This is a genomic window from Aeromonas sp. WP2-W18-CRE-05 (genome assembly GCF_014168615.1).
Lineage (GTDB): Bacteria > Pseudomonadota > Gammaproteobacteria > Enterobacterales > Aeromonadaceae > Aeromonas > Aeromonas caviae.
This window is the reverse complement of record NZ_AP021917.1, coordinates 40,177-56,552: the sequence shown is the minus strand read 5'-3', so window position 1 is coordinate 56,552 and position 16,376 is coordinate 40,177. Positions and strand designations below refer to the sequence as shown.

Below are 16,376 nucleotides of genomic sequence, written 5' to 3'. Positions count from 1 at the left end.
ACATGAACATCACACACAGATTGCTGCTGGTCATTGCACTTGGCGCCGGCTGGGCACAGCAAGGCAGTGCGGCTGTCACAAAATATAATCTGGCTGATGCCGATCTTCGTCATTTGCTGTTTATTGAAAATCAGGAGGACAACAATTTATTCATTACCCCAACCGATTATCTGGACCCTCGCCTGTCGGGTGGCAATGCCTGGACGTCCGACTCCAGACAGGTCAGCCTGGCATATGCAGACAATGGCTATAACTACACAGTCACCAACGACAATATCGACATGTGGGAAAACGGCCCGATTCGGTATCCTTATATCAATCAGCGTTGCATAAAGAGCTGGTCTGGATGTGACCCGCAAACGGCAGAAGCGGTCAACAAGCCGAGCGTCGTCAATGAAACAGGTTTCTTTGGATTAACGAAGGCGGCAACTGGATATGCTCATGCAAAATTGAGCGCCAGCTTCTTTGATTACCTGCGTACCATGCCGGTTGGAGCCATCCTGAACAGGGAAATGAACCTCTGCAGGACCACCAGAGCCTATGATGCAGCCTCGGGTGAGCGTTGCATAGATCAAAGCAGCGGCACCTGGTATGTGAGAAAGGTACAGCACAAGAAAGCGGGTCATCTGCGCTTTATACAGACCAATGCCATCAGTGAAGTGATCGTGGACAGCAATGGAGCCCCCTATGTGTTACCCGGTTCACAAGGCTGCGAGAATTATCGGCTGGGTACCCGTGATGGTATTCTCTGCCGTTTTCTTGACTACGATTTCAGTCAGGATGGTAGCCAGTCATTTTCCGATCCCTATGTATACACAAACATAAAAAATGCGGCCCTGAACAGCGCCATTGCCAGTGCAGATGTGCAAATGAGCGCAAATCTCACCAATTGGGCAAGCAAGGGTGCTGACTACAAGATCGGCTATCTCAATGGGCAATCGTCTATTTATCTGTTTCTCTCCAGTAATTTTTTCAAACAGGTGGTCAGACTCGGGCTTCAGGATCAACTGACAAGAAGTTTGATTAACTTCAACATGCGAAATGTCAAAGCACCGGAAAGTGGGTTTTATGAATTCAGTGGCACCACTGAAATCGTGATAAAGCCGCGGGACTTCAGCGTATCCATCTTGTCTTCGGAGGGCGTCAGCAATCCTTACAGGGAGGGGCAGGTCGGAAAAGACATTCTGAGCTTCTCATACAATATCTCTGATAGCGGCCCCATCAGTGCCGATATGCTGGAAATTTCTATTTCACAGGACAGGGGGTCGCCTTATCGGGGATATTGCACTTTCTATCCGGCAGGCTCCTCAGCTCCTGAACAGGCCGTCCCCATCCCTACCAGGCTGGTATTCGATTCGGTGGCTCATGGAGCGGGTTCACGGCACGCCATTCGCTGCGATCGCACACCGGTGGATATTCGCACCCTCGGAATACAGGACAATCAACCACCGCAGGAGTGGAATGATCCCGTCAACGGTCAGGGCATCACCCGGTTTTACAAGCTGGCGCTGGAATTCGACCTGACCGATCCCATGGTGCAGCGCACCATGGGCGACGAGATGTGGGAAGGCGAGGTGGAACAAAGCGGCACCATCACCATCAAGGGGACCTGGCGCTGACCATGGAGTACAACATGCATCGTCTACTTTGGCCCTTGCTGGGCGGCTTGCTGGCCTCACAGGCCGCCGCCCTCGACATCGGCGCCATGACTCTTGCCATGGCGCCAGAGCAGGAGTTCATTACCAGAACCCTGACCAACAACAGTGCTTCACCCAAGCTGTACGACATACAAATGGAAAAAATCAGCGACCCCACGGCCAGAGGCAGGACACTGCCCACCGTCCCCGGTGAGCTGCTGTTTGCCCCCAGGCGCTTCACCCTGCACGCCAGACATGCCCAGAACGTCAAGTTCTACTACAAGGGGCCCGCCGATGACCATGAGCGTTACTACCGCATCACCTTCACCGAGTCACCGGCAGCCCAGGTGGATGAAGGCAGCCAGACGCAGCACCGGGGAACCGTCGAGGTGAAACTGGCCCTGCAGTCCATCCTGGTGGTGCGTCCGCGTCAGTCACGTTTTGCATACCAGTTGGACCCGGCACAGAGCACCATCACCAATACCGGCAACACCTATTTCGAGTTCATGGTAAAACGGGGCTGCCAGCAGGCGGACAGCGAGGCGGACAGCAAGTACCTGCTGCCCGGGGAGACCTACCACAATCCCGGGATCAATCAGCCGGGCAACCAGAAGCTCATCGTCTACCAGTCCCGCTTCATCCCGGTGGGCAAGGATTGCTGGCCAGACTAGGTGCCCGACACCGGACGGTCAGCAATCCCCGGGGTCAGGAGGAGAGCGTCGCCAGCCTGGCCGCAAACCCCATGAAGAAGAGGCCGATAAGGCCGTTGCCGAGACGGGCCGCCGTCTGGCGCTGACGGAAAAAGCGGGCCATCAGGGTACCGCCGAAGATCAGCAGGGTCAGGTAGACGAAGCTCATGGCTTCCAGCATGCCAGCCAGCACCAGGTAGGAGATCCAGGTGTGGGCATAGCTGAAGTCGATGAACTGCACGAAGAAAGAGACGTAGAACAGGATCGCCTTGGGATTGGTGAGGCTCAGGGTGAGGGCCTTGGTAAAATAGCGCTCACCGGGATCCATCTCGGACGCCGGTCCCGCCTTTTTGGCGATGAAGTTCGCGTGCAGGATCTTCACCCCCAGATAAAGCAGGTAGATGGCGCCCAGATAGCGCACCAGGGTAAACAGCAATGGGGTGGTGCGAATGAGGGACGCGATCCCCAGATAGGCGCAGAAAATGAGGATGGCATCGCCGACGAAGACGCCGAGGGCGGCGCGATAACCCGGGCCTATGCCGCGCACGGCACCGGTTCGCAGCACGTAGAGGGAGTTCGGGCCCGGGGCGATGATGATGAAGAAGAGACCGACCAGATAGGTCCAGACGTTGATGACACCCAGGCTTTCGAACATGTTCCCTCCATGGCGGGTGATGGGCCGGATAACGGCGGCAGGCCTTCTATACTAATCCGCCCCGCGCCAAGCACAAGATCTGACCAGCCATCCACACGCCGTCAGCATGAACGGCCTGCGCGCCGCGCGAACGCAATCCGGGCGTTCGCCCACTTTGGTTATGTCCAGATGCGCCGGGATAGGGCATGGTAGAGGGAGTGATACCCCAGCCATGGACAAGACCTTGAGTACCGACACCCCGATCACCGCCCCGCCCGCGGTGGACAACCCGACTACCACCGCTTATCCGGTGATCGCCGCCATCAGCTTCTCGCACCTGTTGAACGACATGATGCAGTCGGTACTGCTGGCCATCTATCCCCTCCTGAAGCTGGGGCTCGATCTGTCGTTCACCCAGATAGGTCTCATCACCCTCACCTACCAGTTCACGGCCTCGCTGCTGCAACCCCTGATTGGCCTCTATACCGACCGCAGACCCATGCCCTACTCCCTGCCTCTGGGCATGGGCTTCACGCTGGTGGGGCTGCTCTACCTGTCGCAGGCAGGCAGCTTTGGCGCCGTGCTGTTGTCGGCCATGCTGATCGGCATGGGCTCCTCCGTCTTCCACCCGGAATCCTCCCGGGTCGCCCGCATGGCGGCCGGCAACCAGCCCGGTCTGGCCCAGTCTCTGTTCCAGATCGGCGGCAATCTGGGATCGGCCATCGGCCCCCTGCTCGCGGCGCTCATCATAGTGCCGAAGGGACAGGGCAGTGCGGCCTGGTTCTCGTTGTTCGCACTCATCGGGGTCATCGTGCTCAGCTTCGTCGGCCGCTGGTCCAGCCACCATGCCGCCAGCTTCCATCGGCGGATGAGGGCCCATGCCGGCACCGGCCTGAGCCGCCGCCAGATTGGCTGGTCACTGGCCATCCTCGGTCTGCTGATGTTCTCCAAGTTCTTCTACATGGCCAGCCTGAGCAGCTATTACACCTTCTACCTGATGGACAAGTTCCACCTGTCGCTGGAGAGCGCCCAGCTCTATCTGTTCGCCTTCCTGTTTGCCGTCGCGGCGGGGACAGTGCTCGGCGGGCCACTCGGCGATCGCATCGGTCGCAAGCGGGTGATCTGGATCTCCATCCTCGGCGTCGCTCCCTTCACCCTGCTGCTGCCCCACGTCGACCTGTTCTGGACCTCGGTGCTGTCGATCGTCATCGGCCTCATCCTGGCGTCGGCCTTCTCCGCCATCCTGGTCTACGCCCAGGATCTGGTACCCGGCAAGGTCGGTACCATTTCCGGCCTCTTCTTCGGCTTCGCCTTCGGCATGGGAGGGATAGGGGCCGCCCTGCTGGGCAGATTGGCCGATGCCACCAGCATCGAAACCGTCTATCAGGTCTGCGCCTATCTGCCCCTTATTGGCCTGCTGACCGCCTTCCTGCCCAATATCAGGAGAGGCTAGAGGCCAAGCGGCAACCAGCGACCGACCATAAAAAACGCGGCCTGAGCAGGCCGCGTCTGGTTCCATCACTCGGGCCGCCTGACACGGCCCGATCCGCTCGGACTCATCCGCCGAGCCTCTTTGTCAGCACTCCAGCCCGACGACCGGGTCAACTGGAAGTTGTCACCCGAGAGGCCGCTGACGGGACCATTCACCGCAGGGCCGCGGCATTCCTCAGCAGTACTGGCCTGCCACCCAGCCCGACGACCAGGCCCACTGGAAGTTGTAACCACCGAGCCAGCCGGTCACATCGACCACTTCGCCGATGAAGTAGAGGCCGGGCACGGTGCGCGCCTCCATGGTCTTGGAGGAGAGCGCGTTGGTATCCACCCCCCCCAGGGTCACTTCAGCGGTGCGATACCCTTCGGTGCCGTTGGGCAGGATCTGCCAATCCCCCAGCAGGGTGGCCACCGCCTCCAGCTCCCGTTCGTTGTACTGGCGCATCGGCTTGCTCACCAGCCATCCCAGCTCCACCAGCTTGTCGACGAAGCGCTTGGGCAGCTCGCGCCCCAGCACGGTTTTCAGCTCCTGGGCAGGATGGGCCTGGGCCCAGGTCTTGAGGGTCTCTGGAATGTCGAGATCCGGCAGCAGGTTGATGTGGATCTTCTCCCCCGCCAGCCAAAAAGAGGAGATCTGCAGGATGGCGGGGCCGGAGAGGCCGCGATGGGTGAACAGCATGGCCTCCTTGAAGCGGGTGCCATCCTCGGCGGTCACCGCCACCGGCAGGCTGACCCCCGCCAGATCGGCGAAGGCCTCCTTGTCGGCCTGATGCAGGGTAAAGGGCACCAGCCCGGCGCGAGTCGGCAGCACGGTGAGGCCGAACTGCTCCGCCAGCTTGAAGCCGTAAGGGGTAGCACCGAGTTTCGGCATGGAGAGGCCGCCGGTGGCGACCACCAGCGACGAGCAGGCGATCTCCCCCTTGCTGGTGTCGAGCACGAAGCCTTCATCTTTTTTGCTGACGGTGAGGATCTCGGTCTGGAACTGCAGGGTCACGCCAGCCCAGTCGCACTCGGTCAGCAGGATGTCGACGATATCCTTGGCGCTGTCGTCGCAGAAGAGCTGGCCCAGGGTCTTCTCGTGGTAGTTCAGGCCATGCCTGTCCACCAGATCGATGAAATCCTGCTGGGTATAGCGCGCCAGCGCCGATTTGCAGAAGTGGGGGTTGGCCGAAAGGAAGGCATGGGGACCCGCCTGATGATTGGTGAAGTTGCAGCGACCGCCGCCGCTGATGAGGATCTTGCGGCCCGGCTTCTTGGCGTTGTCGAGCACCAGCACGGAGCGACCCCGGTAGCCAGCCTGGGCCGCACACATCAATCCGGCCGCCCCGGCACCGATCACCACCACATCCACCTGTTTCATCGTCACTCACCCATCAAAAGAAAAACGGCCCCTTTACCTTAAAGGACCGTCATTGTACCCGGCAGACACCAGCACAGCGGTACAAGGACACCTGCAAATAGAAAACGGCCCCTTTACAAGGGGCCGTCATTGTACTGACTGAACACTAAGTGTCCACGACTATCAGGCGTTGCCGTCCATGATGCTGGCCGGGGCGCCCTTGGCCAGCTCGGCCAACTCCTTGTCGATGAAATAGAGGCCCTTGCCATCCTCGCCCACCAGGCTCAGACGGTCGACGATGCTCTTGAACAGCTTCTCCTCTTCGTGCTGCTCGGCCACGTACCACTGCAGGAAGTTGAAGGTGGAGTAATCCTGGGTGGTGAAGGCGACGTGGGCCAGACCGTTGATGCACTTGGTGATGTGATACTCGTGCTCCAGGGTGGTGCGGAAGATGTCACCCAGGGACTTGAATTCGTGGGGAGGCGCTTCGATGGCCCCCAGCACCGGCATGGCGCCGGTCTCGCTCACGTAGGTGAACAGGCGCTCCATGTGCTGGCGCTCCTCGACCGCATGCTGGCGCAGGAAGGTGGCGGCCCCCTCGAACCCCTTGTCCTCGCACCAGGCGCTCATCTGCAGGTAGAGGTTGGAGGAATAGAATTCAAGATTAATCTGCTCGTTCAACTTCTCGATCATGGCTTTGGCCAACATGATGATTCTCCACTGTGATTTGCCCACGATTGTCGCCACTGTTGCATCCTGACGCAACCAGAGACAACCGACGCACCCCGCAGTTGCGACGACTTTTCACCTCATCCTCTCCCCCATACGGTTATAGAGAAGCAAAGAAACATGGTGTAGGTGACATCAGCCATTATGATGGCGCCATTGGTCGGGGAAAGGATTCAATGAGATTCATAATGGCACTGGCGCTGCTCTGGATGACCCAGTTGCAGGCAGCTCCCTCCTTGCTGAAAGAGGCTGAATTGCAGGCGGCGCGCGATCCCGTCGGCTATCTGCAGCGCCTCGACGCCAGTCCCCAGCAGGATATGGAACTGTTCTACGCCAGGTCCCTGGCCCAGGCAGCCCTAGGCCGCTATCCCCAGGCACAGCGCGACAATGCCCGCGCCCGCGGTCTGGCCAATGCCCAGCAGGAGACCCTTCGCCTGCTCGACTTCCGGTTGCAGCAGATTGCCCTGACCCTGGATGCCGATACGCCGGATCAGGCACTCGAGCTGCTCACCCAGCTCTGGCCAGTGGTCCGGCATCACCCCAGGCAGGTCTCGGAGTGGCATGCCCTCAACGGGCTCGCCCTCTACCGTACCCAGCAGATGAAAGAGGCGATCCTCGAGCTCAAGACCGCCTATCACCTCAAGCAGAAAGAGCCGGTTTCCATCCTCTCCACCTTGCAGTGCGGCCGTCTGCTGATGACCCTCGGCAACCTCTATGCGGACCTCAATCTCTACCGTGAGGCCGAGACCTATTATCAGGATGCCCTCGGCCAGATGGTGCAGCTCAACGAACCCAACAGCCAGGCCATCATCCGGGCCAACATGGCCAGGCTCTACATCGACATGGGCCAGCCTGCCAGAGCCAGCCAGTTGCTCGATACCCTGCTGGCCACGCCGAGCCTGTCACCCCACTATCGTGCCATCGTCCTCGGCTACCAGGCCATGGTGTTCAACGCACGGGCGGACTGGCACGCCGCCTGGCGCAGCCTGGAGGAGGCACAAGCCATCTATGACAGGCTGGATAGCCCGCAGGCGGCCTCCCGTCTGACCGAGATCAGGGCAAGAACCCTGCTGGGTCGTGGCGAGAAGCAGCTGGCCCTGCAACTGCTGATGGAGCACACCGCCCCTCTCTCCATGGATGGTCGGGCGATGCAGGCCAGGTTGCTGGCCGATCTGGGCCGCTACCCCGAGGCCTACGGGGCCATGACCCGCTACATGCAGTACTACAAGCAGCACTTCAACCAGACCCTGAGCCAGCACGCGGCCGCCTTCCAGGTCGAGATGGATCTGGCTCGCAGCGAGGCCAGCAATCGCGCGCTGCAGCAGGAGAACGAGAACAAGCGCCAGCAACTGCTCTACCAGCAGAGTGCCCGCTACTACCAATTGCTGCTGCTGGTGCTGCTGGCCGTCGCCCTGATCCTGCTCGGGCTCACCACCCGCAGGCTCCACCGCAGCTCGCGCCACCTCTACAAGCTCGCCACCTTCGATCAGCTGACCGGGCTGCCCAACCGGCGCGCCCTGCTGGAGAGACTGGGTCAGCAATGGCTGCACGAAACGCCCCTGACCCTGCTCATCATCGACATCGATCACTTCAAGCAGATCAACGACAAGCATGGTCACCAGGCGGGGGATCAGGCTATCCGGCAGTTGGCCAGGGAGCTCAAGAGCTGGGCGCCGGACCAGCAGTTGATCGGGCGCTGGGGCGGGGAAGAATTTCTGGTGGCCATGACCCAGGACGGGGCCACCTGCTGGCGGCAGGCGGAGCAGCTGAGAAGCCGGATCGCCTACCTGGCGGCCCCCCACATGACCATCAGCATCGGAGTGGCGGAACGCTCGACGCAGGATGACAGCCTGAGCCAGCTCATCCATCGGGCCGACATGGCCATGTATCAGGCGAAGCGCCAGGGGCGCAACCAGACCGTGCTGGCCCAGTCTCCCAATCTTTCCCCTGAACTGGCCTGCAACGTCGCCTGATGCCCCCTCGTGCGGGTGTCAGGGCGTCAGCTCAGTGAGTGACGCCACGTTCACCGGCGCACCGTAATCCACCCCCGGCAGCTCGAAGCCGTTGAGCTGCATGAACTCCTGGCGCAACCCGGCAAAATCCCCCAGGGTGCGGAAGTTCTCCGGCGTCACCTTGGGCCAGAGCGCCGAGACGGCGGCCTGCACCGCTGGCTCAAGCTCGTGGTCATCCATCCGGATCAGCCGGTTGCCATCGGCGACGACTCCTCTGGGCCCGTACATCTTGTCGGCAAACAGCCGCTGCATCTGCTCGATGCAGCCCTCGTGGACACCACGCTCCTTCATCACCCCCATCAACAGGCCCAGATAGACAGGCAGCACCGGAATAAACACGCTCGCCTTGGTCACCAGCGCCTTGCAGACCGACACCCAGGCATGACCGCCAATCCCGGCAAGTTGCAGGTTGATGGTCTCGGCGGTGGCGTGCAGGTGCTCCTTGGCATAGCCGATGGTGCCGTCCCGATAGAGGGGATAGGTGGACTCGGGGCCAATGTAGGAGTAGGCAACGGTCCGGGCGCCGGGGGCCAGGCAATCCGCCTGCTGCAATGCCTGCATCCAGCGCTGCCAGTCCTCGCCCCCCATCACGGTGACGGTGTCGCGGATCTCCTCCGGGGTGGCTGGCACCAGCGACTGCTGCACCAGCGCATCGTGCTCCAGATCCAGCCCCCAGCCTTGCAGCGGCTGGCCTGTGGTCTTGAGCACCGAGCGTATCTGTGTGCCATCCGGCATCACCCTGACTCCGCTCGCCAGCGAATAGACCACCAGATCCACCTGCCCGAGTCGCTGGCGGATGACGTCGATGGCCTGCTGGCGCATGGTGTCGGAGAAGGCATCTCCGATCAGGTTGACGGCGATGCGACCGGCTTGCTCCGCCGCCTGACGAAACCAGATGTTGTTGTACCAGCCAGCACTGCCGAGCCCCTTGTCGGAGGGACCCCGCTCGAACGAGACGCCCAGGGTATCGGCCCCGGCGCCGAAGGTGAGCGCGATCCGGGACGCCAGCCCGAAACCGGACGATGCCCCCAGCACCAGCACCCGTTTCGGCCCGTTGAACGGCCCAGCCGCCCGCACCTGTTCGATCTGTTGCAGCACGGCGGCGCGACAACCCATGGGGTGGCAATTGCGGGCAACACAACCCTGGATCTGGGGATGAATGATCATGAAGGACTCTCCGATGCATCGGTGGGACATGAGAAACGGCCATGACAGCGTCACCCGGTTGCAGGTGAGGAGCCCTGGCCGTTTTGCCAAGGGAACTGGCTACAGCATAACCAAGGGGGGCGGGATTACCTTGATGTCGGACGGGATATGGACTGGAAGAGGGCAGAAAAACAAAAGGGAGCGCGAGGCTCCCCAAAGCGGTATTCAGATGCTTTTTGTTGTTTTGTGTTCATTGCGAAGCACGGGCACATCCTATTCCCCCACCTTCTCGGGGGCAATAGCACGCCTGTGACCGGCGTCAAACTCCTGTTCAAAATATGCACTCCCCGGCCACCTGCACCTCTACGCCTTCCGGTTCGGGGTCAGGCAAATCCTGAAACTGTGGCGACGATGCCGTTTTAGTTTCAGCAGACATTGGTATAGTGGACCCAGGATCAGTGAGGAGAACTCCCATGAATGGAACCTATTACAAACACGTACTGGCCGCGATCGACCTGTCGGAAGACAACCGCAAGGTGATCGAGAAGGCGGTCGACCGGGCCCGCTCCAACGGCGCCAAGCTGTCGGTGATCCATGTGGATGTGGACCTCAAGGATCTCTACACCGAGATGATCGACATCGACATCGACAACGTGCAGGACCAGGTGATCGCCGAAGCGAAGGAGAAGCTGGAAGCCTTCCTCGCCTCGGTGGACTACCCCATCGAGAAGAAGCTGGTCATCTGCGGCGATCTGAGCGAGCGGGTCAACCAGGCGGTCAAGGACTACCAGATCGACCTGCTGGTGTGCGGCCATCGCCAGAGCTTCTGGAGCCTGCTCACCTCGAGCGCACGCCAGCTGATGAATACCGTGCCCTGCGACATGCTGGTCGTGCCCTTGCAGAAGTGATCGAACAGGCGTAGTGTGATTTGCCATGAATATGACCTCATTCAATCACAACTACTGGTGGTGCTGCTTATAAACAGGCGGCACTGCTTTTCTATGTAGAATTTCCCAAAGAAAACACCGTGACCGCCGAGAGGCGGTCATTGTTTTCATCCCTTTGTCGCCTCCCGGCTCACCCAACTGGAGAGAGTGACATGCACAACCCCGTTATCCTGACCGGCGACCGTCCCACCGGCAAACTGCACATCGGCCACTACGTCGGCTCCCTGCGCCAGCGCGTGGCCGCCCAGCACCATTACCGCCAGTTCGTCATGATCGCCGATCTGCAGGCGCTGACCGACAACGGCCACAACCCGGCCAAGGTGACCGATCACGTGCTGGAGGTGATGGCCGACTACCTGGCCGCCGGCCTCGACCCGGCCAAGACCACTTTCTGCCTGCAGAGCGCCCTGCCCGCCCTCGCCGAACTCACGACCTACTACCTCAACCTGGTCAGCGTCGCCCGGCTGGAGCGCAACCCCACCGTCAAGGCCGAAATCCAGCAGAAAGGGTTCGAGCGCAGCCTGCCCGCCGGCTTCCTCGTCTATCCGGTCAGCCAGGCCGCCGACATCACCGCCTTTCGTGCCACTCACGTGCCGGTGGGCGAGGATCAGCTGCCCATGCTGGAGCAGACCAACGAGATAGTGCGCCGCTTCAACACCCTGGTGGGCAAAGAGGTGCTGACCGAGTGCCAGCCCATCCTGAGCGACACCGGCCGCCTGCCCGGCATCGACGGCAAGGCCAAGATGTCAAAGTCCCTTGGCAACACCATCGAACTCGGCATGTCGAGCGGCGAGATCAAGCAGGCGGTGTTCGCCATGTATACCGACCCCAATCACCTCAAGGTGAGCGATCCGGGTCAGGTGGAGGGCAATACGGTGTTCGCCTATCTGGATGCCTTCCACCCTGACAAGGCCCTGGTGGCCGAGATGAAGGCCCACTACCAGCGCGGCGGTCTGGGGGACATGCGCTGCAAACAGGTACTCAACGACTGCCTGCAGGCCCTGCTTGCCCCGATGCGGGAGCGGCGCGAGGCGGCCATCGCCGACAAACGTCAGCTGCTGCGCCTGTTGCAGCAGGGCACCGAGCAGGCCCGGGCCCTCACCGACGAGGTGCTGGCCGAGGTGAAGGGGGCGATGGGGCTGGACTACTTCTCCGGATTGGCGTGATCTGCCCCCTGCGGCGTGGGATGGCCGAGCGCATCCGCGCCGTAGCGCTCCCTCGCCAGCCGGTGCAACAACCCCTTGAACCAGCCGATCGCCTCGTCATGGGCACTGAGCGGGTGGCCCGCCATCAGGTAGACGATGGGGATGGCGGGTTCCAGCTGGTGCAGGCGCAACGGATAGTGGCGACAGAAGTGGCGCCCGATCATCTCGGGCACCACCACCAGGTAACGGCCGGTCGCCATCAGCGGCGGTACCGCCATAAAGCTCGGCAGCCTGACCCCCAGCTCCCGCTCCACCCCGAAACGGGCCAGCCAGAGATCCACCATGGCCTGGCTGTGGCCCCAGCTGGAGGTGTGGATGTGGGGCCGGCTGACCAGTTCTCCCGGCCCCAGCATGTCGGGCAGAGCGCTGCCGAGGGGAGACAAACAGACCAGCGGATTGCTGAACCACTCCTCGCGCCACAACCGGGGCGAGAGGTGGTTGGCACCGGCAAACCCGATCACCAAATCCAGTTCCCCCTTCTCCAGCTCCCGCTCGTAGTCGCTGTCCGCCAGCTCGCACACTTCCAGTCGGCAGTGGGGAGCCTGCTGCACCATCCACTCCACCAGCACCGGCACCAGGCCGTGCTCCACCGAGCCCGGGGTGGCGATGCGAAAGATCCGCCGCGCACTTGCCGGGTCGAATCCCTTGGCCTGACGCAGCCCCTGCTCCAGCATGGCCAGCGCCTGGCGCACCGGGCTCGCCAACGCCTTGGCCCGTTCGGTCGGCATCATCTCGCGCCGACTCATCACGAACAGCGGGTCATCCAGCGCCTGGCGCAAGCGCCCCAGCGCATGGCTGACGGTGGACTGGGAGAGGTGCAGCCGTTCGGCGGCACGGGTGACGTTGCGCTCCTGCATCAGCATGTCGAACACGGTGAGCAGGTTGAGGTCGAGGCGGGAGAGGGGCAGTTCCATCGATATTGGCCATAGTTGAATGACGACAATTCATTTTTGGCATAGTAGCAGATTGCATAGAATGCGCAGGCGAATTACATCGGAGATTCAAATGCGTAGCTATCTGTTGTTGCTGGCGATCGGCCTGTTGTGGGGCTCCCAGTTCATTTTCATGCACCAGGCCGTGGCTGAACTGCCCCCCATCATGGTGGCCGCCGGACGCGCCCTGTGTGGCAGCCTGACCCTGGGTCTGCTCTGCCTGTTCATGCGCCTCAAGAGTGAACACACGCCCTGGCGAACCTATATGCTGATCGCCCTGCTCGACGCCACCATCCCCTTCATCATGGTGGCCTGGGGACAACAGTATGTGGACAGCGCCATCGCGGCCGTGGTCATGGGTTGTATCCCCTTTGTGACCATTCTGGCGGCTCCCTTGTTTATTTCTGGTGAAAGAATCACCAAGGGCGGCCTCGTCTCCGTGATCATCGGCTTCATCGGCGTGCTGGTACTGTTCTGGCCCAAGCTGACCAGCGGCATGAATGCCGGCCTGCTCGGTGCCATGGCCATCCTGTTCGGTGCCAGCTGCTTCGCCATCGGCCTGCTGATGATCAAGCGCTTCGCCAAGGACCATCCTGTGGTCGTGGCCCGCAACATCCTGATCTCCTCGGCCATCCAGCTGCTGCTGGCCGCGCCCTTCGTGGCCGACCTGAGCAGCCTCACCCTGCCGAGCCAGCAGGCCATGGGCGCCGTCGCCATGCTGGGGATCTTCTGTACCGGCCTGGTCTACTTCCTCTACATGGCGCTGATCCAGAAGGCGGGCCCGACCTTCGCCTCCTTCAGCAACTACCTGGTGCCGCTGTTCGGCGTCATGCTGGGAGCCCTGTTCCTCGGCGAGCAGATCCAGTCCACCACGGGCGTGGCGCTGGCCCTTATCCTGGGTTCGGTCGCCCTCAACCAGTGGGCACAGCAGCGCCGCCAACAGCGGGAGGCTGCCCTATGTCAGGCATCCTGACCACCCTCTGCGGCGGTCTGGTACTGATAGCCGGCTGGCAGTATCGCCACCGGCTGGCCGGGGTGCTGGGTCTGCTGATGATGCTGCTGCCCTGGTTCTTCGACAGCAAGCTGCAAGCCATGCTGAACTATGCACTGAATGCCTGAAGACCCTCTCTGCGTGTGTGACGAGAGTGTATCTCTCCTGTTTTTGGGACCGTTTTAACAAAACCTCCGATTTGTCCCCTCTACCGGCGCCCTGCGCCGGTTTTTTTATCTCTGCGCCTCTGCTCCGTAGCGATAACTCAACCGCTCGTTCTTGCGCGGCCCCGTTATCTGCCAGGCGAGCAGGAAGCCCCCGCCGGTTTCGGTCAGCTCGGCGCTGTAGTGATCCTGCCCGCACAGGTGAGGCTCGGCCGTGACCCAGTGCCCGTCCCCCCGGGGCAACAGCTCGAACAGCATCACCGGCTGCTCGTAGCGCAGGTGGGAGAGCATGATCCCCCGTGCGGTGCGCTGCCACCAGAAGCGATTGTGCATGGTCAGCTCCCGGCCATGGGGCGTGGTATAGCGACCCGTCTCGGCATACAGCCACCCCCCATGGTGATCGGTCACCACCACGGCCCCCTCCCCGCGACCGCACCAGTCGGTGGCGGATCCGGCCCCGTTGCTCGCCTCGAAGGCAAATGCTCCGATCTGTGACAACCCTTCCCATAAACGCTGGATCGCGCCTTCCAACTCGGCCATCATAGCGCCCTCCAAATTGACAATTGACGACAATTCAATCACATGAACTACTTGATAGGGGTTACCCTGCTCTGGTCCTTCTCCTTCAGCCTGATCGGGGTCTACCTTGCCGGTCAGGTGGATGCCTACTTCTCGGTACTGACCCGCATCGTGCTCGCCAGCCTGGTGTTTCTGCCCTTCCTGCGCCGTCGCTGGCTGCGCCCCGATCTGGTGGCCAAGCTGATGGCCCTCGGTGCCATCCAGCTCGGCATCATGTATCTCTTCTACTACCACTCCTTCCTGCTCTTGACGGTACCGGAAGTGCTGGTGTTCACCATCTTCACCCCCATCTATGTCACCCTGATCCACGACCTGCTGGAAGGGCGCTTCAAGCCTGTCTATCTGTGGGGGGCCCTGCTGGCGGTGCTGGGGGCGGCCGTCATCCGTTTCGACGGCCTGACCGAAAGCTATGTACTGGGATTCCTGGTGGTGCAGGGCGCCAACGTCTGCTTCGCCCTGGGCCAGGTGGGCTACAAGGTGCTGCTGGCCCGGGAGGCTGAGCAGCCGCCCCAGCTGGCGGTGTTCGGCTGCTTCTATCTGGGCGCCCTGGTGATCGCCCTGCCCGCCTGGTGGCTGCTGGGCAAACCTCAATATCCCACCAGCCCCCTGCAATGGGGCATCCTCTTCTGGCTGGGGGTCGGGGCATCCGGGCTCGGCTACTTCCTGTGGAACAAGGGGGCGACCCTGGTCAGCAGCGGCGTGCTGGCCATCATGAACAACGCCTTGATCCCCGCGGGTCTGCTGGTCAATCTGGTGCTCTGGGGAAAGGATACCGACCTGCTCAGGCTCGGTCTGGGCGCCCTGCTGATGCTGGCTTCCCTCTGGGTCTGCCAGCGTCAGCAGGTCAGTGAGCGCTGACTGAAAACCATTGACGCTGATGGGTCCATCGGCGTCAATGGGTTCGCGGACAGTGACTGGCCGTCAGCCGACCACTGCGTTGTGTTCCCGCTTCGCCTGACCGTGGCAGGAGGCCAACCGGGCCAGCAGGTGATCGAGCTGCTCGGCACTCTGGCTCTGCACCAGGCCGATGCTCACGGTCACCGGACGCTGGGGCAGCAGGCTGGCGTCGGCGATCTCAAGACGCAGCCGCTCGGCAATCTCCAGGCCGCTTAACCGATCGGTCTGGGAGAGCATCAGGATGAAGCCGTCTTCGTCCCAACGGGCGAAGGGATCTTCCCGACGCAGCTCGCGGCGCACGATGCGGGCCAGCTTGGCCAGCATGGCGTCGCAGGCCGCCTCCCCGAACAACTGCAGGATCTTGCTGCGGTGATCCACGCTGAACTGCAGCAGACAGAAACTGCCGCTCTCGCTGGCCAGCCGTTCATCCAGCAACAGCTCGAAGTGGCTGCGGCTCTCGAGGCCGGTGAGGGGATCCGTGTCGTGGCGATCCTCCAGAGGCGCCATGGCGGCATCCAGATGGCGAACCACCCCCAGCAGTTGACCTCCTTCGTCGCGACGGACCCGCTCCTCCAGCCGGATGTAATGGCCCTGATGGTGCAGGATACGGTACTCGAGTCGAAGCCCGTTGCTGCGCCCTTGCTGACAGGCCTCCAGGGCCTCTGCCAGACGGGGAGCATCATCCGGATGTACCCGATCCAGCCAGCCGAGATCCCCCAGCTCGCCCCCCTCCAGACCCAGCAGTTGCAGACAGGAAGGGTCCCGCCTCAGACCCTGCCCGGCCGACCAGGTCCAGATCCCGGCCTCCAACATCGCCATGGCCTGTGCCATCAGCGTCACCTCAAGGGGAGTGGTGACCTCAACCCCGGCAGTCTCATACCTTTCCATCACGCGCCTCGAAACCGGATCTGAATATCTGTCCAAGCAATCACACTCAATAAGTAACATTGGTGCTGGCGCCGAGCAACCGCGCCAGCATCGCTG

General features: G+C 61.7%; 16 protein-coding genes. 9 read left to right on the top strand and 7 right to left on the bottom strand.

Annotated features, from left to right (window positions below):
• The first annotated feature begins 2 nt into the window (after positions 1-2).
• Positions 3-1,619 (top strand): hypothetical protein, encoded by a 1,617-nt coding sequence (locus H7R73_RS00260; RefSeq protein WP_182951436.1) that lies wholly within the window; start codon positions 3-5, stop codon positions 1,617-1,619.
• Positions 1,620-1,633: 14 nt separating this feature from the next.
• Positions 1,634-2,308, top strand: coding sequence for a fimbria/pilus periplasmic chaperone (locus tag H7R73_RS00255; protein WP_223931213.1), 675 nt, complete (start codon positions 1,634-1,636; stop codon positions 2,306-2,308).
• 34 nt (positions 2,309-2,342) lie between these two features.
• On the opposite strand, the gene leuE is transcribed toward H7R73_RS00255, so the two are convergent.
• Positions 2,343-2,981 carry a leucine efflux protein LeuE gene (gene leuE / locus H7R73_RS00250; protein ID WP_010672336.1) on the bottom strand — a complete coding sequence of 213 codons (639 nt, stop codon included), beginning with the start codon at positions 2,979-2,981 and terminating at the stop codon, positions 2,343-2,345.
• 211 nt (positions 2,982-3,192) lie between these two features.
• On the opposite strand from leuE, the gene H7R73_RS00245 reads away from it, so the two are divergent.
• Entirely contained in the window at positions 3,193-4,413 is a 1,221-nt protein-coding gene (locus tag H7R73_RS00245; protein ID WP_041214206.1) for an MFS transporter, read from the top strand.
• Between the two features lie 213 nt (positions 4,414-4,626).
• On the opposite strand, the gene H7R73_RS00240 is transcribed toward H7R73_RS00245, so the two are convergent.
• Together H7R73_RS00240 and ftnA are read right to left on the bottom strand one after the other, a co-directional pair.
• Entirely contained in the window at positions 4,627-5,811 is a 1,185-nt protein-coding gene (locus H7R73_RS00240) for an NAD(P)/FAD-dependent oxidoreductase (protein WP_182951435.1), read from the bottom strand.
• A gap of 162 nt (positions 5,812-5,973) precedes the next feature.
• The gene (ftnA, locus tag H7R73_RS00235; RefSeq protein WP_010672333.1) at positions 5,974-6,498 is read right to left on the bottom strand and encodes a non-heme ferritin; all 525 of its coding nucleotides are present in this window, start codon (positions 6,496-6,498) and stop codon (positions 5,974-5,976) included.
• A 209-nt stretch (positions 6,499-6,707) separates the two neighbouring features.
• On the opposite strand from ftnA, the gene H7R73_RS00230 reads away from it, so the two are divergent.
• On the top strand, positions 6,708-8,492 hold the full coding sequence (locus H7R73_RS00230; RefSeq protein ID WP_103261056.1) for a GGDEF domain-containing protein: 1,785 nt from the start codon (positions 6,708-6,710) through the stop codon (positions 8,490-8,492).
• Between the two features lie 18 nt (positions 8,493-8,510).
• On the opposite strand, the gene fabV is transcribed toward H7R73_RS00230, so the two are convergent.
• Positions 8,511-9,698 (bottom strand): enoyl-ACP reductase FabV, encoded by a 1,188-nt coding sequence (fabV, locus tag H7R73_RS00225; protein WP_103261055.1) that lies wholly within the window; start codon positions 9,696-9,698, stop codon positions 8,511-8,513.
• Positions 9,699-10,150: 452 nt separating this feature from the next.
• On the opposite strand from fabV, the gene H7R73_RS00220 reads away from it, so the two are divergent.
• Positions 10,151-10,585 carry a universal stress protein gene (locus H7R73_RS00220; protein WP_010672329.1) on the top strand — a complete coding sequence of 145 codons (435 nt, stop codon included), beginning with the start codon at positions 10,151-10,153 and terminating at the stop codon, positions 10,583-10,585.
• A gap of 191 nt (positions 10,586-10,776) precedes the next feature.
• Positions 10,777-11,790 carry a tryptophan--tRNA ligase gene (gene trpS, locus H7R73_RS00215; RefSeq protein ID WP_182951434.1) on the top strand — a complete coding sequence of 338 codons (1,014 nt, stop codon included), beginning with the start codon at positions 10,777-10,779 and terminating at the stop codon, positions 11,788-11,790.
• On the opposite strand, the gene H7R73_RS00210 is transcribed toward trpS, so the two are convergent.
• On the bottom strand, positions 11,769-12,743 hold the full coding sequence (locus tag H7R73_RS00210) for a LysR family transcriptional regulator (protein ID WP_103261052.1): 975 nt from the start codon (positions 12,741-12,743) through the stop codon (positions 11,769-11,771). The two genes, trpS and H7R73_RS00210, sit on opposite strands and share 22 nt — an antisense overlap.
• A 91-nt stretch (positions 12,744-12,834) precedes the next feature.
• Here H7R73_RS00210 and H7R73_RS00205 point away from each other — a divergent pair, with 91 nt between their 5' ends.
• Positions 12,835-13,734: a DMT family transporter gene (locus H7R73_RS00205; RefSeq protein ID WP_041212088.1), complete on the top strand. Its 900-nt coding sequence runs from the start codon at positions 12,835-12,837 to the stop codon at positions 13,732-13,734.
• Positions 13,719-13,880, top strand: a complete 162-nt coding sequence (locus tag H7R73_RS00200; RefSeq protein ID WP_103261051.1) for a hypothetical protein — start codon at positions 13,719-13,721, stop codon at positions 13,878-13,880. The genes H7R73_RS00205 and H7R73_RS00200 overlap by 16 nt, the downstream gene beginning before the upstream one ends.
• Positions 13,881-13,985: 105 nt before the next feature.
• On the opposite strand, the gene H7R73_RS00195 is transcribed toward H7R73_RS00200, so the two are convergent.
• Positions 13,986-14,456, bottom strand: coding sequence for a DUF6314 family protein (locus H7R73_RS00195; RefSeq protein WP_103261208.1), 471 nt, complete (start codon positions 14,454-14,456; stop codon positions 13,986-13,988).
• 42 nt (positions 14,457-14,498) lie between these two features.
• Here H7R73_RS00195 and H7R73_RS00190 point away from each other — a divergent pair, with 42 nt between their 5' ends.
• Positions 14,499-15,353, top strand: a complete 855-nt coding sequence (locus tag H7R73_RS00190; protein ID WP_042016171.1) for a DMT family transporter — start codon at positions 14,499-14,501, stop codon at positions 15,351-15,353.
• A 63-nt stretch (positions 15,354-15,416) separates the two neighbouring features.
• Here the strand turns inward: H7R73_RS00190 and H7R73_RS00185 are convergent, their stop codons facing one another.
• Complete coding sequence (locus tag H7R73_RS00185; protein WP_029313392.1) at positions 15,417-16,280, bottom strand: GGDEF domain-containing protein; 864 nt, start codon at positions 16,278-16,280, stop codon at positions 15,417-15,419.
• Positions 16,281-16,376: the final 96 nt, after the last annotated feature.